This is a genomic window from Enterobacteriaceae endosymbiont of Plateumaris sericea (genome assembly GCF_012562605.1).
In the GTDB taxonomy this organism is placed as follows: Bacteria; Pseudomonadota; Gammaproteobacteria; order Enterobacterales; family Enterobacteriaceae.
Genome location: NZ_CP046224.1, coordinates 337381 through 360879, shown reverse-complemented (window position 1 = coordinate 360879; position 23499 = coordinate 337381). Strand labels below are relative to the sequence as shown.

Sequence of the window (23499 nt, the reverse complement as noted above, 5' to 3'; positions counted from 1 at the left end):
ATTTTAATTTAAATACTTTTATTAATTCCTAATATGAGTGAGGTAATTTTTTTGTGAAAGATTTATTTAAGCTTTTAAAATCACCAAATAGAATAGAAGAATTTGACGCAATAAAAATTTCTTTAGCTTCTTCTGATATAATTAGATCTTGGTCTTTTGGAGAAGTAAAAAAACCAGAAACAATTAATTATCGTACTTTTAAACCAGAAAGAGATGGTTTATTTTGTGCTCGTATTTTTGGACCTGTAAAAGATTATGAGTGTCTATGTGGAAAATATAAAAGATTAAAACATCGTGGTGTAATATGTGAAAAATGTGGTGTTGAAGTTACACAAACTAAAGTTAGACGTGAAAGAATGGGACATATTGAACTTGCATCTCCTACTGCACATATATGGTTTTTAAAATCATTACCTTCTAGGATAGGATTATTATTAAATATGCCATTAAAAGATATCGAAAGAGTATTATATTTTGAATCTTATGTTATTGTTGAAGAAGGTATAACAAAATTAAATAAAAGACAAATTTTAACAGAAGAACAATATTTAGATGCATTAGAAGAATTTGGAGATGAATTTAATGCAAAAATGGGAGCAGAAGCTATTGAATACTTGTTAAAAAATATTAATTTAGAAGAAGAATGTGAATTTTTACGTAATGAATTATATAATACTAATTCTGAAACTAAAAGAAAAAAAATTACTAAACGTATAAAATTACTTGAATCTTTTATTCATTCAGGAAATAAACCGGAATGGATGATAATGAATGTATTACCAGTTTTACCTCCTGATTTAAGACCTTTAGTACCATTAGACGGAGGAAGATTTGCTACTTCTGATTTAAATGATTTATATCGTCGTGTTATTAATCGTAATAATAGATTAAAACGTTTATTAGAATTATCAGCTCCTGATATTATAGTAAGAAATGAAAAACGTATGTTACAAGAAGCAGTTGATGCTCTTTTAGATAATGGTAGAAGAGGAAGAGCAATAATAGGATCTAATAAAAGACCTTTAAAATCATTAGCAGATATGATTAAAGGTAAGCAAGGAAGGTTTAGACAAAATTTATTAGGAAAAAGAGTAGATTATTCAGGAAGATCTGTTATTACAGTAGGACCTTATTTACATTTAAATCAATGTGGTTTACCTAAAAAAATGGCTTTAGAATTATTTAAACCATTTATATATGGAAAATTAGAAATACAAGGATTAGCAACTACAATTAAATCTGCAAAAAAAATGGTTGAAAAAGAAGAATCTGTAGTTTGGGATGTTTTAGAAGAAGTTATAAGAGAACATCCAATATTATTAAATCGTGCACCAACTTTACATAGGTTAGGAATACAAGCTTTTGAACCAATATTAATTGAAGGAAAAGCAATACAATTACATCCTCTTGTATGTGCAGCCTATAATGCTGATTTTGATGGCGACCAAATGGCTGTCCATATTCCTCTAACTTTAGAAGCACAATTAGAAGCTAGAGCACTTATGATGTCTACTAATAATATTTTATCACCAGCTAATGGAGAACCTATTATTGTTCCATCACAAGATGTAGTTTTAGGTTTATATTATATGACTAGAGAAAGGATTAATGCTAAAGGAGAAGATATGATATTATCTAATCCTAAAGAAGCAGAAAAAGCTTATCGTACAGGACAAGGAGATTTACATGCACGTGTTAAAGTTAGAATAACTGAATATTATAAAAATAAAAATAATGAATGGATAAAAAATAGAAATATTGTAAATACTACAATAGGTAGAGCAATATTTTGGATGTATGTACCAAAAGGTTTACCTTATAAAATAATAAATAAAACTTTAGGTAAAAAATCAATTTCTAAAATGTTAAATATATGTTATAGAATTTTAGGATTAAAACCTACAGTTATTTTTGCAGATAAAATTATGTATACTGGATTTTATTATGCAGCTAGATCAGGGTCTTCTGTAGGAATTGATGATATTATTATTCCTAAAAAAAAATCTTCAATCATATTAGAAGCAGAATCTGAAGTTTCTGAAATACAAGAACAATTTCAGTCAGGATTAGTAACTTCAGGAGAAAGATATAACAAAGTTATTGATATTTGGTCAGTAGCTAATGAAAAAGTTGCACAAGCAATGATGAAAAATTTATCTACAGAAAATGTAATCAATAAAAAAGGAATAATAGAAAAACAAATTTCTTTTAATAATATTTTTATGATGGCAGATTCTGGTGCACGAGGTTCAGCTGCTCAAATTAGACAACTAGCTGGTATGAGAGGATTAATGGCCAAACCTGATGGATCTATTATTGAAACTCCAATAACAGCTAATTTTAGAGAAGGATTAAATGTATTACAATATTTTATATCTACTCACGGTGCAAGAAAAGGATTAGCAGATACTGCTTTAAAAACAGCAAATTCAGGTTATTTAACTCGTAGATTAGTTGATGTTGCTCAAGATTTAGTAATAACAGAAAATGATTGTTTAACTAAAAATGGTATTGAAATATCTCCTATAATTGAAGGAGGAGATGTAAAAGAATCTCTTAGAGAAAGAGTTTTAGGAAGAGTAACTGCAAAAGATATTTTAATACCAGGTAAAAAAAATATTTTAATTCCTAGAAATACATTATTAAATGAAAAATATTGTGATTTATTAGATCAATATTCTATTGATACTATTGAAGTGAGATCTGTAGTAAGTTGTGAAACTGATTTTGGTGTATGTGCTAATTGTTATGGTCGTGATTTAGCAAGAGGACATATTATTAATAAAGGAGAAGCAATTGGAGTAATTGCAGCTCAATCAATAGGTGAACCTGGAACACAATTAACTATGAGAACATTTCATATAGGTGGAGCAGCTTCTAGAGTAGCATCTGAATCTAGTATACAAATAAAAGATAAGGGAACTATAAATCTAACAAATATGAAATCAGTTATTAATTCTGATGGTAAATTAGTTATTACTTCAAGAAATGTTAAATTAAAAATTTTAGATAAATTTGGACGTGTAAAGGAAAAATATAAAATACCATATGGAGCAATTATAACTAAAAAAAATGGTGAAAAAATTAATTCAGGAGAAATAATTGCTTATTGGGATCCACATACTATGCCTATAATTAGTGAAGTTAATGGAAAAGTAAAATTTATTGATATGTTAGATAGTCAAACTATTATTCGTCAAACTGATGAATTAACAGGTTTATCTTCTATTGTAGTATTAGATACATCTGAAAGAACTTCAATAGGAAAAGATTTAAGACCTATGTTAAAAATTGTAAATTATAAAAATGAAGATATTCTTATTCCTGGAACTGACATTCCTGCTCATTATTTTTTACCTAGTAAAACAATAGTTCACTTAGAAAATGGTGTTAATATTCATGCAGGAGACATTATAGCAAGGATACCACAAGAATCAGGAGGTACTAAAGATATAACTGGAGGATTACCTAGAGTAGCAGATTTATTTGAAGCTCGTCGTCCAAAAGAGTCAGCTATTTTAGCGGAAATTAGTGGTGTAATTTCTTTTGGTAAAGAAACTAAAGGTAAAAGACGTATAATAATTAGTCCTATTAATAATAATGAAGATATATATGAAGAAATGATACCAAAATGGAGACAAATAAATGTATTTGAAGGAGAATTAGTAAATAAAGGAGATATTATTTCAGATGGTTCTGAATCTCCACATGATATATTACGTTTAAAAGGTGTTAATGAAGTAACAAATTATATAATTAATGAAGTTCAAGAAGTATATCGTTTACAAGGAGTAAAAATAAATGATAAACATATTGAAGTTATAATACGACAAATGTTACGTAAAGCAACAATTAAAAACAAAGGAGATTCTGATTTTTTAGATGGAGAACAAGTTGAAGTATCTCAAATTAAGATAACTAATAAAAAATTAAAAGAACAAGGAAAAAAAATAATATCTTATACTCATGATTTATTAGGTATTACTAAAGCATCTTTAGCAACTGCATCTTTTATTTCTGCTGCCTCTTTTCAAGAAACTACAAGAGTATTAACAGAAGCTTCTGTTGCAGGAAAATTTGATGGATTAAGAGGTTTAAAAGAAAATGTTATTGTTGGAAGATTAATTCCAGCTGGTACCGGATATTCTTATCATAAAAATCGTATTAAAAAAAGAAAAAATAATATTACTACAACAGCATCGGCATCTGCAAATTTAACTGAATTATTAAATGCAAATTTAAATAAAGAATAAATTACATAATAATTTTATTTTATAATAAAACTATTATATAAATAAATTAATATTAACATAATAATTAAAATATTTTTAATTTATTAATAAAAACTTATATTTTTAATTATAATTATGAATATTAAAAAGAAATAAATTATTTAAAATTTTTTTATAAAAATTTAAATCTAATTTAAATAATAAATATTAAATAATATTTATTATTAATAAATTAGATTTTTTAATAAAAAATAATATAAGTATTCATTTACTTAAATTGTAATTAAAAAATTTTTTTGTTATACTTATTTAAAATATATTTAAATTAATTAAAATAATTATTTTTAATAATTTATCATAAATATAATCATATCTATTTATTATTTTAATAAATAAAATTAATGTTTTATAAAAAAAATAAAAAAAAAAATATTTGGTTAAAAAAATATCTTAAAGATATCTATGTTAAACAGGTAAAAAAAAATAATAAATTAAGATCACGATCATGGTTTAAATTACAACAAATACAAAAATTAGATAAAATTTTTAAACCAAATATGATAGTTATAGATTTAGGATGTTCTCCTGGAGGTTGGTCTAAATTTGCATCAATAAAAATTGGATTAAAAGGAAAAATAATAGCTTGTGATTTATTACCAATGAAACAAATAAATAATGTAGAGTATATACAAGGAGATTTATGTGATAAAAATATATTTAATTTAATTAAAAATAAATTAAATAATTTAAAAGCACAAGTAATAATGTCCGATATATCTCCTAATATTTCTGGTATATCAGAAATAGATATACCTAAATTTTTTTATTTAAGTGAATTAGCTTTAAAATTATGTTATTCTATATTAGATTTTAATGGAAATTTTTTGATAAAAGTATTTCAAGGTATAGAATTAAAAAAATATTTAAAAAAAATTAATTCATTATTTAAAACAATAAAAATTAGAAAACCTAATGCTTCAAGATCTAGTTCTCGTGAAATATATATTGTAGCAAAAGGATATCAAAATAAATAATATGTTATTGTATTTATATTAAAAATGATAATGGAGTTACTCTTTTGAGCGGTATAGCAAAAAATATAATGCTCTGGTTAGCGATTGCAATTACTTTAATATCTGTTTGCCAGAGTTTAAATCCAAATAAAGATGATACAACATCAAAAATAGAATATTCAACTTTTTTATCAGAAATTAAACATCAACAAATAAATTCAGTTGATATTAGTGAACGTCAAGTTAATGTTTATAAAAAAGATAATAGTAAATATACAACTTATATGCCTATAAGTGATCCTAATTTACTTAAAATATTATTAGATAAAAATATTAAAGTATTTGGTGAACCTCCTATAAGTCCTAATATATTATTATCTATATTTATATCATGGTTTCCTATGATTTTAATTATTTTTATTTGGTTATTTTTTATGCGTCAAATTCAAGGAGGAGGAAAAGGTGCATTATCGTTTGGTAAAAGTAAAGCTCGTATGTTAACAAAAGATCAAATAAAAACTACATTTAATGATGTAGCTGGATGTGATGAAGCAAAAGAAGAAGTAAAAGAAATTGTAGATTATTTAAAAGAACCATTAAAATTTCAAAAATTAGGTGGTAAAATTCCTAAAGGAGTATTAATGGTAGGTCCACCAGGTACAGGAAAAACTTTATTAGCAAAAGCTATAGCAGGAGAATCTAAAGTACCATTTTTTACTATTTCTGGATCTGATTTTGTTGAAATGTTTGTTGGAGTAGGAGCTTCTAGAGTTCGTGATATGTTTAATAAAGCAAAAAAATCATCTCCATGTATTATATTTATTGATGAAATAGATGCAGTAGGACGTCAAAGAGGGGCCGGTTTAGGAGGTGGTCATGATGAAAGAGAACAAACATTAAATCAAATGTTAGTTGAAATGGATGGTTTTAATCATAATGAAAGTGTTATTGTTATTGCTGCAACAAATCGTCCTGATGTATTAGATCCAGCTCTTTTAAGACCAGGAAGATTTGATAGAAGAGTAATAGTAAGTTTACCAGATATTAGAGGTAGAGAACAAATATTAAATATACATATAAAAAATGTACCACTTGGGAAAGATGTTAATCTTACAATTTTAGCACGTGGTACTCCTGGATTTTCTGGTGCTGATTTAGCGAATTTAGTAAATGAAGCTGCTTTATTAGCTGCTCGTAAAGATCATGAATTTGTATCAATGATTGAATTTGAAAAATCTAAAGATAAAATTATGATGGGTTCTGAAAGACGTTCCATGGTTATGACCGAATCTCAGAAAGAATCTACTGCTTATCATGAAGCAGGACATGCTATAATTGGTAGACTAGTTCCTGGACATGATCCTGTGCATAAGGTTACTATAATTCCTAGAGGTCAAGCATTAGGAGTTACATTTTTTTTACCAGAAATTGATATTATTAGTTTAAATCGTCAAAAATTAGAAAGTAAAATTTCTACACTTTATGGTGGTCGTATCGCAGAAGAAATAATTTATGGAGAAAAATATGTATCTACTGGAGCTTCTAATGATATAAAAATTGCTACTAATTTAGCAAGAAATATGGTAACCCAGTGGGGTTTTTCTAAAAAATTAGGTCCTTTATTATATGCAGAAGAAGAAGGAGAAATTTTTTTAGGAAGAAATGTAGCAAAAACAAAATATATGTCAGATCAAACTGCACGTATCATCGATGAAGAAATTAAATATTTAATTCAAGAAAATTATAATAGAGCATTTAAAATTTTAAAAGAGAATATTGATATATTACATGCAATGAAAAATGCTTTAATTAAATATGAAACTATAGATTTATTACAAATAGATGATTTAATGTCTAGAAAAGAAGTCAGAGTACCTGAATGGATAAAAAAATAATTTTATTAAAAATAATTAATTTAATAAATTAATTTTATTTTAATTTATAATATTACTTATAAATATTATATTTTTTATATATTATTAAAATATAAATAATAAAAACTATTAAAATGTATTGTAAATTAAATTTAAATGATATATTATTATATATATAATTTTATTTTAAATGTTTTTATAGTATTATGTATAAATTATTTTTGATTTTATTTATTATAGTATCAATAATTTTAATTGGTTTAATTATGTTACAAAATAATAATACTATTGATATTGGTTCTTCTATGAATAACTCAAAATCTTTTTTTAATACTAATACTCCTAATAAAATTATTACTAAATCTATTTTTGTTTTAGCTATAATTTTTTTTATGATTAGTTTAACATTAAGTAATTTAAATAATCATAGAAAAAATATTGTAACAAATAATTATATTAATTCATAAAAATGATTTAATTTAATGATAAACCGAGGTGGTGAAATTGGTAAACACGCTACCTTGAGGTGGTAGTACCCTTTAAATGGGTTTACGGGTTCAAATCCCGTCTTCGGTACCACAGTTTATTTTTTTATTATATTTTTTTATATTTTAACATATCATGTATATCACTAAGTAGACGCGGGGTGGAGCAGATTGGTAGCTCGTCGGGCTCATAACCCGAAGGTCGTTGGTTCAAATCCAATCCCCGCAACCATTTACTATCAATTTAGATCTCATTTCTAATTAATATATTTATTAAAATAAAATTAATTCAATAATTTAATTATTGAATTATATTTAAAATTATTTAAATTAAACTTTATATAAAAGGAGTAATAAAATATGTATATATATTGTTACCATTTAAAATAAATAATTTTAAATATAAAATTTTATAAATAATATTTAATCAAGCTAATCTAGTTCCCTATTATATAAAAATTTAGTTTTGAGGATAACTAGGATGAATAAAGAAATATTAGCTGTTGTTGAAGCTGTTTCTAATGAAAAATCTTTACCACGTGAAAAAATATTTGAAGCTATGGAAAGTGCATTAGCAAGTGCAACAAAAAAAAAATATGAATATGATATAGAAGTATATGTTAATATTGATCGTAAAAACGGAAATTTTCAAACTTTTAGAAAATGGTTAATCGTAAAAGAAGTTCATTATCCTACTAAAGAGATTACATTAGATGCAGCACGTATTGAAGATAATTCATTAAATATAGGTGATTATATTTATGATCAAATAACTTCTATTAATTTTGATCGTATAACCACACAAATTGCTAAACAAGTTATTGTAAATAAAGTTAGAGAAGCAGAAAAAGCTGTAACTATTGAACAATTTAGACAAAAAGAAGGAAAAATATTAAATGGAATTGTAAAAAAAATAAATAAAACTTATCTAAATTTAGATTTAGGTAATGGTGCAGAAGCTACTATTTTACGTGAAGATATGTTACCTAGAGAAAATTTTAGGCCTGGAGATAGAATTAAAGGTCTTCTTTTTTCTGTAAAAGAAGTATTACGTGGTCCTCAGTTATTTATTAGTAGATCAAAAATTAAAATGCTAATTGAATTATTTAGAATTGAAGTACCAGAAATAAATGAAGGATTAATTGAAATTAAAGCTGCAGCAAGAGATCCTGGTTATAGAGCAAAAATAGCAGTTAAAACACATGATAAACGTATAGATCCTGTAGGTGCATGCGTTGGAATGAGAGGTGCTAGAGTACAAGCTATCTCTAATGAATTAAATGGAGAAAAAATTGATATTGTTTTATGGGATCAAAATCCAGCTCAATTTGTTATAAACGCTATGTCTCCAGCTGATGTATCATCAATAGTAATAGATGAAAATAATCATATTGTTGATATTGCTGTAGAAGAAGCAAATTTAGCAAAAGCTATTGGACGTAATGGCCAAAATATCCGTTTAGCTTCACAATTAAGCGGATGGGAATTAAATGTTATGACAAATAATGAATTACAGATAAAACATAAGGAAGAAAAAAAAGCTATTATTGATATGTTTGTAAAAAATTTAAAGATTGATAAAAATTTAGCTATACAATTAATTAAATCTGGTCTTACTTCTATAGAAGAAGTAATATATATACCTATTAATGAATTATATAAATTAACTAGTCAATTTAATTTATCTATAGACTATTTAAGAAAAATAAAAGAAATAGCTAAATATAGTTTATCTTTAATTAAAAAGATAAAAAATAAAAAACCTTTAGATAAAGATTTATTAAATATTGAAGGAATGAATAATAAATTAGCTAACTTATTAAAATTAAAAGGAATCCTTTCTATAAAAGATTTAGCAGAACAAAGTATTGAAGATTTATCTGATATAAATAGTTTAAAAAAAGAGCAAGCAGGAAAAATGATTATGTCTGCTCGTAATACTTGTTGGTTTAATAAAAAAAATAATGTATAACTAAATTACTTTTTTAAATAGAGGAGTAAACAGCATGATAGATAATGTTGTTATAACTATAAAATCTTTAGCTGTTGAAATTCAAAAATCAGTAAAATATATAATTCAGAAATTTTCTGATATTAATATTATTAAATCAGAAAATGATTTAGTAAATCAAATAGAAAAAGAAAAACTTTTTATATACTTAGATAATATACAAAATAATTTTATTAAAAAATTAACTTTACAAAAAAAAATACATAGTATTTTAAATATACAAAATAATAAAGGTCAAAATAAATCTGTAAAAGTTGAAATACGTAAAAAAAAAATTATATTAAAAAATCATAATATATTATCTAATAATATTAATAAAAAAGATATTAGATCTGTTAATAAAAATAATATTTATTTATTAGAAAAAAAAACGCAACAATTAAAAATTAATATACAGGGAAAAAATAAAATTAATAACCATATAGAAGTTAAAAATAAAAAAAATAATATAATAAATAAAAAAATAGAAGATAAATCAAACATAAATAATAAAAAAAATTCTTTTTTAAAACATTCTTATAAAAAAAAAAATTTAAATGAAAAAAATATAAATTTAAATTTTCATATGAGAAATAATAAAGTTACTCGTAAAAAAAGATATTATAAAAATAATAGAATAGATAAAGAAGATCATAAAATTTATTCTAAAATTAAAAATATTACTAATAATAATCCTCATATTTTATATCAAAATTTTAATAAACCTATTAAACATATAAATCGTGATGTTATTATTAATAAAACTATTAGTATAATAGAATTAGCTAATAAAATGGCTGTTAAAAGTTCTCAAATTATAAAAACTATGATAAATATGGGAGAAGAAGTATTAAATATTAATCAATTTTTAGATCAAGAAACTGCTCAGTTAATAGCAGAAGAAATGGGTCACAAAGTTATTATACATCATGAAAATGATTTAGAAATATCTTTAATTAATGATCGAGATAATATTAATGAGACACCAATTTATAGATCTCCTATAGTAACTGTTATGGGGCATGTAGATCATGGAAAAACTTCCTTATTAGATTATATTCGTTCTACTCAAATAGCTTCTAATGAAATTGGAGGTATAACACAAAATATAGGAGCATATCAAGTTAAATTAAAAAATAATAAAAATATTACTTTTATTGATACTCCAGGACATTCTGCTTTTACATCAATGAGATTAAGAGGAATACAAATTACAGATATTGTAGTTTTAATAGTAGCAGCTGATGATGGTGTTATGCCTCAAACTATAGAAGCTATTCAGCATGCTAAAGCAGCACAAGTACCTATAATTATAGCTATTAATAAAATTGATAAAACTACATCAAATATTGAAAATATTAAAAATCAATTAAGTAATCATAAAATTATTTCTGAATCATGGGGAGGTAATAATATATTTATTAATATTTCTGCTAAATTAGGGATAGGAATTAATGATTTATTAAATGCTATTTTATTACAAGCAGAAATTTTAGAATTAAAAGCTATTAATAAAGGAATGGCAAAAGGAATAGTAATTGAATCTTATTTAGATAAAGGAAGAGGTCCTATAGCTAATATCTTAGTAAGAGAAGGTATGTTAAAAAAAGGTGATATTGTATTATGTGGTTTTGAATATGGACGTATAAGAGGATTACGTAATGAAAAAGGTATGGAAGTATTACAAGCAGGACCTTCTACTCCTATAGAAATTTTAGGTTTATCTGGTATGCCTTTAACCGGAGATATAATAATAGTAGTTCGTAATGAAAAAAAAGCTAAAGAAGTTGCTATATATCGAAAAAATAAATCACGTGAAATAAAAATAGCTAATCAACAAAAAAACTTTAAAAAAATTTTTTTAGAATTAGATAAAAATAAAGTTTATGAATTAAATATATTATTAAAAACAAATTCACAAGGGACTATAGAAGTTATTAAAAATATATTAATTAATTTATCTAATAATCAAATAAATATAAAGATTATTAGTTCTGGTGTAGGATCAATTACTGAAACAGATACTTCTTTAGCATTAGCAACATTAAATAATGTTATGATTATTGGTTTTAATGTACAAGCTGATAATGTAGCACGTAACATAATTAAAAAAGAAAATATAGATATAAGATATTTTTCTATAATTTATAATTTAATTGATGATATACAAAAATATATAAATAATGTTTTATCTCCTGAATATAAATATAAATTATTAGGATTAGCTGAAGTAAGAAATGTTTTTAAAATTACAAAAATTGGAGTAATTGCAGGATGTAATGTTTTAAAAGGAACAATAAAACGTCATAATTCAATACGTTTATTAAGAAATAATAATGTAATTTATGAAGGTATGTTAGAATCTTTAAAAAGATTTAAAGATAATGTAAATGAAGTTCGTAATGGAATGGAATGTGGTATTAGTATTAAAAATTATAATGATATTTATATTGGAGATAAAATAGAAGTTTTTGAAAATATCGAAATTAAAAAAAAATAATTATTAATAATAATAAATAATATATTTATAAAGGTAAAATAAAATAATGGTAGACTATTTATATCGTCAGTTAAGAATTGCTAATGAACTAAAAAGACAAATATCAGATATTTTACAACATAATATTTCTGATCCTCGTATAAATAAGTTTATAACAGTTACTGATCTATTAATATCAAAAGATTTATCTTTTGCAAAGATATTTATAATGTTACCATATAAAGAAGAAATACATAATGACTTAAAAAAAACAATTTGTTATTTAAATAATATTACAGGATATATTAAATATATTTTAAAAAAAAGAATAATATTACGTAATATACCAAAATTAATATTTTTTCCCGATTTTTCCTTAGAAAAAGGAAGGTATATTAGTAATATTATTACAAATATTTCTAAAAATAATATATAAAAATCATAATATATTAAACTATGAGGAAAAATTATAAATAAACGTCATGTTAATGGTTTATTATTATTAGATAAACCTATTGGATATACATCAAATAAAATTCTTCAATATATTAAATTTATATATAAGGCTAAAAAAGCAGGACATACAGGAACTTTAGACCCATTAGCTAGTGGATTACTTCCTATATGTTTAGGAGAAACAACAAAATTTACAAGTTATTTAATTAATTCAGATAAAAAATATATTGTTACAGCTCGTTTAGGTGAAAAAACAAATACTGCTGATAAAGATGGTTGTATTATAAAGAAAAATAATATAAATTTTTCTAAAACAACATTAGAAAAAACACTTTCTTTATTTAGAGGAAAAATAAAACAAACTCCAACTATGTATTCTGCAATAAAATTTAAAGGTATTCCTCTTTATAAATATGCTAGATTAGGTATTAATTTATCATTAAATAAAAGAGAAGTAACAATTTATAAATTACAATTAATTTATTTTAATAATGATAAAATTAAATTAAAAATACATTGTTCTAAAGGAACTTATATTCGTACTATAATTGATAATTTAGGAGATAAGTTAAATTGTGGAGCACATGTAATAAAATTACGTAGAATTAAAATTTCTCATTTATCTATTTTAAATAAAAATATTGTTACAATTGAAACATTACAAAATTTAATAAATAATTATAAAAATAATTTATTAAATATTTCATTATTAGATAAATTATTACTTCCTACAGATTATATGTTAAATTATTTACCAAAATTACAATTATCTATGAATTTAATTAATAATCTTAAAAATGGTAAAAAAATAAAAATTAATAATAGTATTATTAATACTTTTCGTATTTATAATAAACATATTTTTATAGGAATTTGTAAAGTTGATAATAAAAGTTATATAATAAAATATAAATTAATAAACCAACAAAATTAATTTTAATATCATCAATAAATAATTTAATGGAGTTAAGTTGTGTATTTTAATAAAGAAAATAAAATAAAAATTATTCAAAAACATAGAATTCATAATACTGATAAAGGATCAACAAAAATACAGATAGCTTTATTAACATTTAAAATTAATCATTTACAAAAACATTTTTTAATTCATAAAAAAGATTATCATAGTCGTCGTGGGCTTTTAAAAATGATATCACATAGAAGAAAATTATTAGATTTTTTTAAAAAAAAGAATTTAATTAAGTATAACTTATTAATTGAAAATTTAGGTTTAAGAAAATAAATCATTTTTAAAATTATTAATCTTTTTTTAAATTAAAAATTTTATATCTCCAATAAAAATTATATTTAAGGATATTTATTTTGTTAAATCCAATTATTAGTAGATTTAAATATGGTAATAATATTGTAACTATTGAAACAGGAATTATAGCAAGACAAGCTACATCGGCAGTTATGGTAAGTATTGATGATACAGCTGTATTTGTTACTATAATGGTAGATAAAAATCTAAAACCAGAACAATCTTTTTTTCCATTATCAGTAAATTATCAAGAAAGATCATATGCAGCAGGACGTATTCCAGGTAATTTTTTTCGTAGAGAAGGTAGACAAAGTGAAGGAGAAATATTAATTTCTCGTTTAATTGATCGTTCAATAAGACCTTTATTTACAAAAGGTTTTTTAAATGAAATTCAAATTACTGCAACAGTAATGTCTGTAAATACATCTATTAATCCTGATATAGTAGCTATTATTGGTGCATCAGCTGTTTTAAATTTATCTGGTATCCCGTTTAATGGCCCTATTGGTAGTTCAAGAGTTGGATATATTAATAACCAATATATTTTAAATCCTACTACAGAAGATATGAAAAAAAGTCAATTAGATTTAGTTGTTACTGGTACTAAAAATGAAATTTTAATGGTTGAAGCTCAAGCTAATTCATTAAATGAAGATCAAATAATGAATGCAATAATATTTGGACATAATGAACAACAAATTTTAATAGATAACATTCAAAAATTAACAGATAAAATTGAAAAAAATAATTTCGAATGGCAATTAATTAAAATTAATGAAGAAATAGAAAAAAAAATTATTTTTCTTGCTAAAAATTCTTTAAATGATGCTTATAATATTAAAGAAAAAAATAATAGAACAAATGAAATTAATTCTATTAAATCACAAGTAAATACATTAATACAACAAGAATATAATGATATTTCTAATAATCAAATTAATGAGATTTTTTATAATTTAGAAAAAAATATTATTAGGAAAAAAATATTTAATAATAATTTACGTATTGATGGACGAGATCATGATATGATTCGTAATTTAGATGTACGTACAGGAATATTACCTCGTACACATGGTTCTGCATTATTTACAAGAGGAGAAACACAATCTTTAGTTACTGCTACTTTAGGAACAACAAGAGATGCACAAATTTTAGATGATTTATTAGGAGATAGAACAAATAATTTTATTTTTCACTATAATTTTCCTCCATATGCTGTAGGTGAAATTGGTATCTTAGGATCTCCTAAAAGACGCGAAATTGGTCATGGGTATTTAGCAAAAAAAGCAATAATTCCAGTTATGCCAAATATAGAAGAATTTCCTTATACAACAAGAATTGTTTCAGAAATAACTGAATCAAATGGATCTTCTTCGATGGCATCGGTATGTGGTGCTTCTTTAGCAATGATGGATGCAGGAATTCCTATAAAAAATGCTGTAGCTGGTATATCTATGGGATTAATTAAAAATAAAAATAATTTTATAATATTATCTGACATATTAGGTGATGAAGATCATTTAGGTGATATGGATTTTAAAGTTGCTGGTACACATGAAGGAATTACAGCATTACAAATGGATATTAAAATTACAGGTATTACTTATGAAATAATAAAATTAGCATTAATTCAAGCTAAATCAGCAAGATTACATATTTTAGAAGTTATGAAACAAGTTATTTCTACACCTAGAAAAAATATATCAGAATTTGCTCCTAGAATACATACAATAAAAATTAATCCAGAAAAAATTAAAGATATGATAGGTAAAGGTGGTTCTGTAATTAGAGCTTTAACTGAAGAAACTGATACAATTATAGAAATTGAAGATACTGGAATTATAAAAATAGCTGCTAAAAATAATTCACAAATAAAATTTGCTATTCGTCGTATAAAAGAAATTACAGCAGATATAGAAGTAGGAAAAATATATAATGGTAAAGTTATACGTATTGTAGATTTTGGTGCTTTTATTGTTATAGATAATGGAAAAGAAGGATTAGTTCATATTTCACAAATTACTAATAAACATGTAAATAAAGTTAGTGATTATTTAAAATTACAACAAAAAGTTCTTGTAAAAGTTATGGAAATTGATAGACAAGGACGTATAAGATTAAGTATAAAAGCAGCTATTAATAAAATTTAATAATTATAATATATAAAAAAACAATTTAAATATATATTTTCTTTAATTAAGTTCTATTTATAATTTATATTCATGATTTATAATAAAATTAATTATTTTAATAATAAGTATTAATTAAATAATTTTTTTTATAGTTGTTTTTTGATATTTTCAATAAAATAAAGTATTTGTGATTATGTTTATTTTTTGAAACATAATTACAAATTATATTAAAATATATTTAATTAAATATATTTTAATATAATTTTAAAACTTTAATAAAATACATAATGTATAAATTTAATTTATCTAATATATTGTTTCAATAAACATTATTATAAAATAATTCATTATTTATTAATTTTAAAAAATAATTATTATTTATATTTTAATTTTTACATTATAAAATTAAGAGGCATGTGTATTACATGACTAATGTTGAAATTACTTTTGCTAAACTTGGTTTAAATAATTATCTTTTAAAAGCATTAAATAAAATTGGATATATTAAACCATCTCCTATACAAAAAGAATGTATTCCACCTTTATTATTTAAAAAAGATGTATTAGGTATAGCACAAACTGGAAGTGGTAAAACAGCAGCATTTTCTTTACCGTTATTACAAAATATTAGTGTATCTAATAAAAATACTCAAATTTTAATTTTAGCTCCTACTAGGGAGTTAGCAATGCAAGTATCAAAAGCAATATCTTTATTTAGTAAATTTATGCTTGGCGTAAATGTATTGGTATTATATGGAGGACAATCATATAGTATTCAATTAAAAGGATTAAGATTAGGACCACAAATAATTGTTGCTACTCCTGGACGTTTATTAGATCATATTAAAAGAGGTACTGTTAATTTATCAAAGTTAAAAAGTTTAGTTTTAGATGAAGCAGATGAAATGTTAAGAATGGGTTTTATTGAAGATGTCGAACATATAATATCTATTATACCTAAAGGATATCAAATTGCATTATTTTCTGCTACTATGCCAATACAAATTAAAAATATTACAAAAAAATTCATGAATAATCCTCATGAAATTAGAATTGCATCAAATATTGATACAATACCAAATATTAATCAAAGTTATTGGACTTCTTTTGGACGAAAAATAGATGCTCTTAAAAAATTTCTTGAAGCTGAAGATTTTGATGCAGCATTAATTTTTGTACGTACTAAACATGCAACTATTGAAGTTTCTGAAATATTAAAACAATCTGGTTATAATAGTGCAGCTTTAAATGGAGATATGAATCAAAATATTAGAGAACAGACATTAGAAAGATTTAAAAATGGAAATTTAGATATTTTAATCGCTACGGATATTGCTGCTAGAGGATTAGATGTTGAAAGAATATCATTAGTTATAAATTATGATATTCCAATAGATGTAGAATCTTATGTACATCGTATAGGAAGAACAGGACGTGCTGGAAGAACTGGTAAAGCTTTAATGTTTGTAGAAAATAGAGAAAAAAGATTTTTAAGAAATATTGAAAGAAAAATAAAATTACATATTCCAGAAGTATTTTTACCTAATTCAAAATTATTAACAGAAAAAAGATTAATAAAATTTTCAATGAAAATAAATAAAGAATTAGAATCTAAAGATTTAGAAAAATATAAAGTAATTTTACAAAAATTACAAAATAATAATAATTTAGATTTAGAAAAATTATCAATAGCTTTATTAAAAATAGCACAAGGTCTCAAACCTTTAATTTTACCTCCTGATCCTATTTTTATAGCTAAAAAAACATTTTATAAAAAATCAAAATTTATTAAATTTAATAGTATATTAAAAAATAAAAACGTAAAAAATATATATAAAAAAAATTATAAAAATAAAAATAAAGATATGGAATTATATAGTATAAATATTGGTAAAAAAGATGGTGTTGAAATTCGTCATATTGTTGGAGCTATGATTAATGAAGGAGAAATTAATAGTCATTATATTGGTAATATAAAATTATTTCCCTTATATTCTACTATTGAATTATCTAAAATTTTAAAGAAAAATATTTTAAAAAATTTTAAAAAAATAAGAATTTTAAATAAACTTATAAATATTAAATTATTTAATAAATAGATTATCATTTTATTTAAAAATATTTAATTTAAAATAAAATAAATTAAATTTGTAAAAAAATATTTATATATTTATTACATAAATATTTTTTTATATATTATATTTAACTAAAATTATTAGTTCTTTATTTTACTAAAAAATAAAATAATATTTTTATATAATATTAATTTAATGTATTAAATAATTTATAAAAATTTATTAGTCCGTTAGTTGATTCATCATAATGAATTATTTTTTCAGAATTATTTAAATCCAATATTAGCATATTAGCTATTTTTTTCCCTAATTCAACACCCCATTGATCAAAAGAAAAAATATTTAAGATTACACCTTGCATAAAAATTTTATGTTCATATAAAGCAATTAATGATCCTAAATTATATGGAGTTATTTCTCTTAAAAAAATTGAATTACTTGGATGATTACCTAAACATAATTTATATATATTTTTTTTAATATTATCATCATCTTGATTTCCAAATGCTAATGCTTTTGTCTGTGCTATATAATTAGATATTAATTTATCATGATGATTATTTAAATAATTATGAGTAATTACTGGAGCAATAAAATCACATGGAATAAGTTTTGTTCCTTGATGTAACATTTGAAAAAATGAATGTTGACTATTAGTTCCTACTCCACCCCATATAATTGGACTAGTTTGATAATTTATAATTTCACCATTTCTATCTATAGATTTACCATTAGATTCCATATTTAATTGTTGTAAATATTTTGGAAAATATCTCATATAATGATCATAAAGTATTATTGCTTCTGTTTCTGATTTCCAAAAATTATTATACCAAATACTTATTAAAGACATAATAATAGGTATATTATATCTAATAGGATTATAAAAAAAATGGTTATCCATTTTATCTGCACCTTTTAATAATTTTTTAAAATTATTAAAACCAATAGATAATGATATTGGAAGACCTATAAATGACCATAAAGAAAAACGTCCTACTATCCAATCTGGTAATGATAAAATATTATTTTTATTTATTCCAAATTTTTGAGCATAATGAATATTATTAGTTATAGCAATAAAATGTTTTGATATATTATCATTAAAATTTATATGAGAAGTATTTTCAATAAACCATTCTTTTACGCTTTTTGCATTAGAAATAGTTTCTTGAGTTGTAAAAGTTTTAGAAGAAATAATGAATAAACTATTTTCTGGTTTAATTTTTTTTAAAACATCTACTAATTGAGTACTATCAATATTTGATATAAAATGTAAGTTTAAATGATTTTTATAAGGTTTTAATGCTTCTGTAACCATTAATGGACCTAAATTTGAACCTCCAATACCTATATTTATAATATCTTTTATTATATTATTTTTATATCCTTTCCATTTTCCTGAAATTACATCATCAGAAATTTGTTTAATTTTTTTTAAATTAATAATAATATTATTATATATATTTTCATTATTTAAAAAAGTACTTGTACTATATTGATTACGTAATGCAGTATGTAAAATTGGCCTTTTTTCTGTTATATTAATGTCTTTACCATAAAACATTGAATTAATAGCATCATTATAATTAACTTCTTTAGCTAAATTAATTAAATTATTAATTGTTTTTTCATTAATTATATTTTTTGAAAAATCAAAAAGAATTTCATTTTCAAAATTGATAGAAAATTTAGAGAATCTTTTTTTATCTTTTTTAAATAAATCATTTAATGTTGTTTTTTTTATATCTTGAAAATGTTCTGTTAATATTTTCCAAGAAATAGTTTTTGTAGGATTTATATTTTTCATAAAAAATTTTATTTTGTATATTTATTATATTAATTAAATAATTTTAATAGTTACTACAATTAATATTTTATTTTATCAAAAAATTAATATTAAATTTATAATTTAGTATTTTTTATATTTAATAAAATTTTCTATAATATTATATTAATAATAAATATATATTTAATTTTAAATATTATATATTTTAACACAACTTATATATTTTTGAAATTTTAATTTAAATATAATATGATTTTAAATTATTCTATTATTCCTATAAAAAATTTTTATCAAAAAGAAAATATAACTATTATTACAATTCATGGATTATTTGGTAATATAAATAGTTTACATTACATTGCAAAAATTTTAAATCAAAGATTAAAATATAAAATTATTGAAATTGATGTAAGAAATCATGGTTTATCTCCTAAAAATAGTAGTATGAATTATACAATAATGGCTCAAGATATTTTAGATACACTTAATTATATCAGAATTAAAAATAATATTATCATTATAGGACATTCTATGGGTGGAAAAATTGCTATGACTTTAACTAAATTAATTCCTAATATTATAAAAAAAATTATTATTCTTGATATAGCTCCAGTTCATTATTTTTATAATAATAAAAATATTTTTTTTATATTAAAAAAAATTAATAAATTAAAGATATTTACTAAAAAAAAAGCTTTTGAAATAATGAATTTTTATATAAAAAAAAAATATATAATAAAATATTTTTTAAATTCATTTTCTTATGGTAAATGGCAATTTAATCTACCTATATTAAATCATGAATATGATAAAATATTAAATTGGGAAAAAATACCTGCATGGTTAGGAGAATCATTATTTTTAAAAGGAGAAAAATCTTCTTATATTAATAATCTTCATTATAAAGATTTATTTAATCAATTTCCATCAGCAAGAATATATAATATTCCTGCGGGTCATTTTTTACATATTGAAGTAACTAATGTAGTTATAAATCAAATATTGAATTTTTGTTTAAAATAAAATTATTAGAGGATAATAATTAATATGTCTAAAATAGGTATTTTTTTTGGTAGTGATACAGGAAATACGGAAAATGTTGCATTAAATATTCAAAAAGAATTAGGTAATAATATTACTAAAATTTTTGATATTTCTAAAAGTAGTAAACAAGATATTGAAAATTTTCCAATATTATTATTTGGTATATCTACTTGGTATTATGGTGAAGCCCAATGTGATTGGGATGATTTTTTTCCTATTTTAAAAAAAATTAATTTTAAAAATAAAATTGTAGCTTTATTTGGATGTGGAGATCAAGAAGATTATGGAGATTATTTTTGTGATGCAATTAGTTTAATTTATAAAATTGTTAAAAGAAATAAAGCTACAATAATAGGATATTGGCCTACTTTAGGTTATAATTTTGAATATACTAAAAGTTTAAAAAATAAAGATTATTTTTTAGGATTAACTATAGATGAAGATAGGCAATCTCATTTAACTTCTTTACGTATTAAAAAATGGGTTAAACAAATATCTAAAGAATTTAGATTTTAATTTTTTTATAAGAAAATCAATTATATTATTTATATATAATTGATTTTTTTAAAAATTATAATTATTTAACATTTGTTTTTAATGATGTTATTTGATTAAAAAATAACATTTGTTTATTAGAATCTATTTTATCTAAACAAAAATAACCTTCTCTTTCAAATTGAAAAGATTTATTTTTTTTTTCTAGAATATTTTTTTCAATAAAACCATTATATATTAATAATGATTTTTTATTTAAAAAAGAAAAAATATTATCAATATTATCAATATTTTTTTTTGTAAATAAATTATTATATATACGAAAAACAGCAGGAATAGAGTGAGAAATTGATATCCAATGAATAACTCCTTTTACATTTCTGTTTTTACTTAATTTTTTACCTAAGGTATTAGAGTCATAAGTACAATATACACAAATAATTTTTCCTTTACTATTTTTTAAAATCTTTTCTGCTTTAATTACAAAAGAATATCTTAAACGTATTTCTTTTCCTAAAGTAAGTTTTTTATTATTTTCTATGTCATTTTCAATAAAATCTAATTCATCTATATATATTTCTTTAGTAAAAAAAATATCTCTAAATCCCATAGTATTATTATGGGGATGATTAGGAGCAATAATTTTAATTTTTTTTTTTGTAATAGGAAAATTTGTAATAATTACTTTTAAAGGTTTTAATATAGCCATTATTCTATGAGCGTTTTTATTTAATTCATCTCTAATACATGATTCTAAAGATACCATTTCTATCATATTATTTTGTTTTGTAACACCTATACGAGAACAAAATTCTTTTAAAGATGATGCAGAATAACCTCTTCTTCGTAATCCTGAAATTGTTAACATTCTAGGATCATCCCATCCATTTACAATTTTATTATTAACTAATAGATTCATTTTTCTTTTAGATAATACAGAATATTCTATATTTAATCTAGAAAATTCATATTGTTTTGGATAATGATTTATACTTATATTTTTGAGTATCCAATTATACAATGCTCTATTATCCTGAAATTCTAATGTACATAAAGAATGTGTAATTCCTTCAATAGCATCTGCAATACAATGAGCAAAATCATACATAGGGTATATACACCATTTATTTCCTGTTTGATGATGTTTTACAAATTTTATCCTATATAAAACTGGATCTCGTAAAAGAATAATTTTAGATTGCATATTTATTTTTGCTCTTAAAGATACACTTCCTTCAGGAAATTCACCTAATTTCATTTTTTCAAATAATTTTAAATTTTCTTGTATACTCCGATTTCGATATGGACTATTTTTACCAGGAATTAATAAAGTACCTCTATAATTACGAATTTCTTCTATATTTAATTCGTCAACATATGCTAAGCCTTTATTAATTAATTCTAAAGCATATTGATATAACTGATAAAAATAATCTGATGAATATTTAATATTATTAGACCATTTAAAACCTAACCAAATTAAATCTTTTTTTATAGATTTTATATATTCAATATTTTCTTTAATAGGATTAGTATCATCAATTCTTAAATTACATTTACCATTAAAATCTTTTGCTATTTTAAAATTAAGAAATATAGATTTAATATGTCCAATATGTAAATAACCATTAGGTTCAGGTGGAAATCTTGTATATATTAAATTATATTTTTTATTTTTTAAATCATTATTAATAATTTGATAAATAAAATTATTTTTATAAGTATTATTTTTTTTATACATTGATTTATATACCATTTTTTTATAATATAATTAATAAAAATATTAATTTTAGATAATAAATTAGTTGACGTTCTAATTTTATATTTACATAATATATTAATATATGTGTTATAAAAATAAATTTTAGCTACGTAGCTCAGATGGTTAGAGCACAGCACTCATAACGCTGAGGTCATGGGTTCGATTCCCATCGTAGCTATAAACAAACTACTAAGCGGAAGTGGCGGAATTGGAAGACGCACCAGATTTAGGTTCTGGCATTGTTATAATATACGAGTTCAAATCTCGTCTTCCGCAAATATTTTTTATTTTACATATAAAAATTTTGGGGTATAGCCAAGAGGTTAAGGCACCGGTTTTTGATACCGGCATCCCTGGTTCAAATCCAGGTACCCCAGAGTTATATTTTAACTAATATTTATAAAATATA

Annotated in this window: 13 protein-coding genes, 5 tRNA genes and 2 pseudogenes; 18 read left to right on the top strand and 2 right to left on the bottom strand. The window is 22.1% G+C overall.

Going from position 1 to position 23499, the window contains the following annotated elements:
• Positions 1-53: 53 nt before the first annotated feature.
• The 13 genes and pseudogenes from rpoC (at position 54) to GJT84_RS01665 (ending at position 18024) form a co-directional block, all read left to right on the top strand.
• The gene (gene rpoC / locus GJT84_RS01725; protein ID WP_168867212.1) at positions 54-4253 is read left to right on the top strand and encodes a DNA-directed RNA polymerase subunit beta'; all 4200 of its coding nucleotides are present in this window, start codon (positions 54-56) and stop codon (positions 4251-4253) included.
• Between the two features lie 380 nt (positions 4254-4633).
• Entirely contained in the window at positions 4634-5266 is a 633-nt protein-coding gene (locus GJT84_RS01720) for an RlmE family RNA methyltransferase (RefSeq protein ID WP_168867211.1), read from the top strand.
• A gap of 44 nt (positions 5267-5310) precedes the next feature.
• Positions 5311-7122: pseudogene (gene ftsH / locus GJT84_RS01715) on the top strand (ATP-dependent zinc metalloprotease FtsH); the annotation flags it as partial.
• A 203-nt stretch (positions 7123-7325) separates the two neighbouring features.
• Positions 7326-7586, top strand: coding sequence for a preprotein translocase subunit SecG (secG, locus tag GJT84_RS01710; protein ID WP_168867209.1), 261 nt, complete (start codon positions 7326-7328; stop codon positions 7584-7586).
• A gap of 22 nt (positions 7587-7608) precedes the next feature.
• Positions 7609-7698: transfer RNA gene (locus tag GJT84_RS01705), tRNA-Leu, on the top strand.
• A gap of 61 nt (positions 7699-7759) precedes the next feature.
• A tRNA-Met gene (locus GJT84_RS01700) sits at positions 7760-7836 on the top strand.
• Positions 7837-8085: 249 nt separating this feature from the next.
• A complete protein-coding gene (gene nusA / locus GJT84_RS01695; RefSeq protein WP_168867208.1) occupies positions 8086-9576 on the top strand; it encodes a transcription termination factor NusA in 1491 nt (496 codons plus the stop codon).
• A gap of 226 nt (positions 9577-9802) precedes the next feature.
• Positions 9803-12094, top strand: a pseudogene (gene infB, locus GJT84_RS01690) (translation initiation factor IF-2); the annotation flags it as partial.
• A 46-nt stretch (positions 12095-12140) separates the two neighbouring features.
• On the top strand, positions 12141-12509 hold the full coding sequence (gene rbfA / locus GJT84_RS01685; RefSeq protein WP_168867206.1) for a 30S ribosome-binding factor RbfA: 369 nt from the start codon (positions 12141-12143) through the stop codon (positions 12507-12509).
• Positions 12510-12539: 30 nt separating this feature from the next.
• The gene (truB, locus tag GJT84_RS01680; protein ID WP_168867365.1) at positions 12540-13463 is read left to right on the top strand and encodes a tRNA pseudouridine(55) synthase TruB; all 924 of its coding nucleotides are present in this window, start codon (positions 12540-12542) and stop codon (positions 13461-13463) included.
• Between the two features lie 39 nt (positions 13464-13502).
• Positions 13503-13772: a 30S ribosomal protein S15 gene (gene rpsO, locus GJT84_RS01675; protein WP_168867205.1), complete on the top strand. Its 270-nt coding sequence runs from the start codon at positions 13503-13505 to the stop codon at positions 13770-13772.
• Positions 13773-13852: 80 nt separating this feature from the next.
• Positions 13853-15943: a polyribonucleotide nucleotidyltransferase gene (gene pnp, locus GJT84_RS01670; RefSeq protein ID WP_168867204.1), complete on the top strand. Its 2091-nt coding sequence runs from the start codon at positions 13853-13855 to the stop codon at positions 15941-15943.
• 407 nt (positions 15944-16350) lie between these two features.
• A complete protein-coding gene (locus tag GJT84_RS01665) occupies positions 16351-18024 on the top strand; it encodes a DEAD/DEAH box helicase (RefSeq protein ID WP_168867203.1) in 1674 nt (557 codons plus the stop codon).
• A gap of 163 nt (positions 18025-18187) precedes the next feature.
• On the opposite strand, the gene pgi is transcribed toward GJT84_RS01665, so the two are convergent.
• Complete coding sequence (gene pgi / locus GJT84_RS01660) at positions 18188-19810, bottom strand: glucose-6-phosphate isomerase (protein ID WP_168867202.1); 1623 nt, start codon at positions 19808-19810, stop codon at positions 18188-18190.
• Positions 19811-20038: 228 nt separating this feature from the next.
• On the opposite strand from pgi, the gene GJT84_RS01655 reads away from it, so the two are divergent.
• Both GJT84_RS01655 and fldA read left to right on the top strand, forming a co-directional pair.
• On the top strand, positions 20039-20812 hold the full coding sequence (locus GJT84_RS01655) for an alpha/beta fold hydrolase (protein ID WP_168867201.1): 774 nt from the start codon (positions 20039-20041) through the stop codon (positions 20810-20812).
• A gap of 24 nt (positions 20813-20836) precedes the next feature.
• A complete protein-coding gene (fldA, locus tag GJT84_RS01650; protein ID WP_168867200.1) occupies positions 20837-21349 on the top strand; it encodes a flavodoxin FldA in 513 nt (170 codons plus the stop codon).
• A 61-nt stretch (positions 21350-21410) separates the two neighbouring features.
• Here the strand turns inward: fldA and glnS are convergent, their stop codons facing one another.
• Positions 21411-23069, bottom strand: coding sequence for a glutamine--tRNA ligase (glnS, locus tag GJT84_RS01645; RefSeq protein ID WP_168867199.1), 1659 nt, complete (start codon positions 23067-23069; stop codon positions 21411-21413).
• A gap of 125 nt (positions 23070-23194) precedes the next feature.
• Here glnS and GJT84_RS01640 point away from each other — a divergent pair.
• The 3 genes from GJT84_RS01640 (at position 23195) to GJT84_RS01630 (ending at position 23467) form a co-directional block, all read left to right on the top strand.
• Positions 23195-23268 (top strand) — tRNA-Met (locus tag GJT84_RS01640).
• Positions 23269-23283: 15 nt separating this feature from the next.
• Positions 23284-23366 (top strand) — tRNA-Leu (locus GJT84_RS01635).
• A 29-nt stretch (positions 23367-23395) separates the two neighbouring features.
• Positions 23396-23467: transfer RNA gene (locus GJT84_RS01630), tRNA-Gln, on the top strand.
• The last annotated feature ends 32 nt before the right edge of the window (positions 23468-23499 follow it).

Coding starts and splice junctions, on each gene's coding strand:
- GJT84_RS01720 (WP_168867211.1), top strand. CDS start 4,634: ATGTTTTATAAAAAAAATAAAAAAAAAAATATTTGGTTAAAAAAATAT.
- glnS (WP_168867199.1), bottom strand. CDS start 23,069: ATGTATAAAAAAAATAATACTTATAAAAATAATTTTATTTATCAAATT.
- fldA (WP_168867200.1), top strand. CDS start 20,837: ATGTCTAAAATAGGTATTTTTTTTGGTAGTGATACAGGAAATACGGAA.
- GJT84_RS01665 (WP_168867203.1), top strand. CDS start 16,351: ATGACTAATGTTGAAATTACTTTTGCTAAACTTGGTTTAAATAATTAT.
- pgi (WP_168867202.1), bottom strand. CDS start 19,810: ATGAAAAATATAAATCCTACAAAAACTATTTCTTGGAAAATATTAACA.
- nusA (WP_168867208.1), top strand. CDS start 8,086: ATGAATAAAGAAATATTAGCTGTTGTTGAAGCTGTTTCTAATGAAAAA.
- secG (WP_168867209.1), top strand. CDS start 7,326: ATGTATAAATTATTTTTGATTTTATTTATTATAGTATCAATAATTTTA.
- GJT84_RS01655 (WP_168867201.1), top strand. CDS start 20,039: ATGATTTTAAATTATTCTATTATTCCTATAAAAAATTTTTATCAAAAA.
- rbfA (WP_168867206.1), top strand. CDS start 12,141: ATGGTAGACTATTTATATCGTCAGTTAAGAATTGCTAATGAACTAAAA.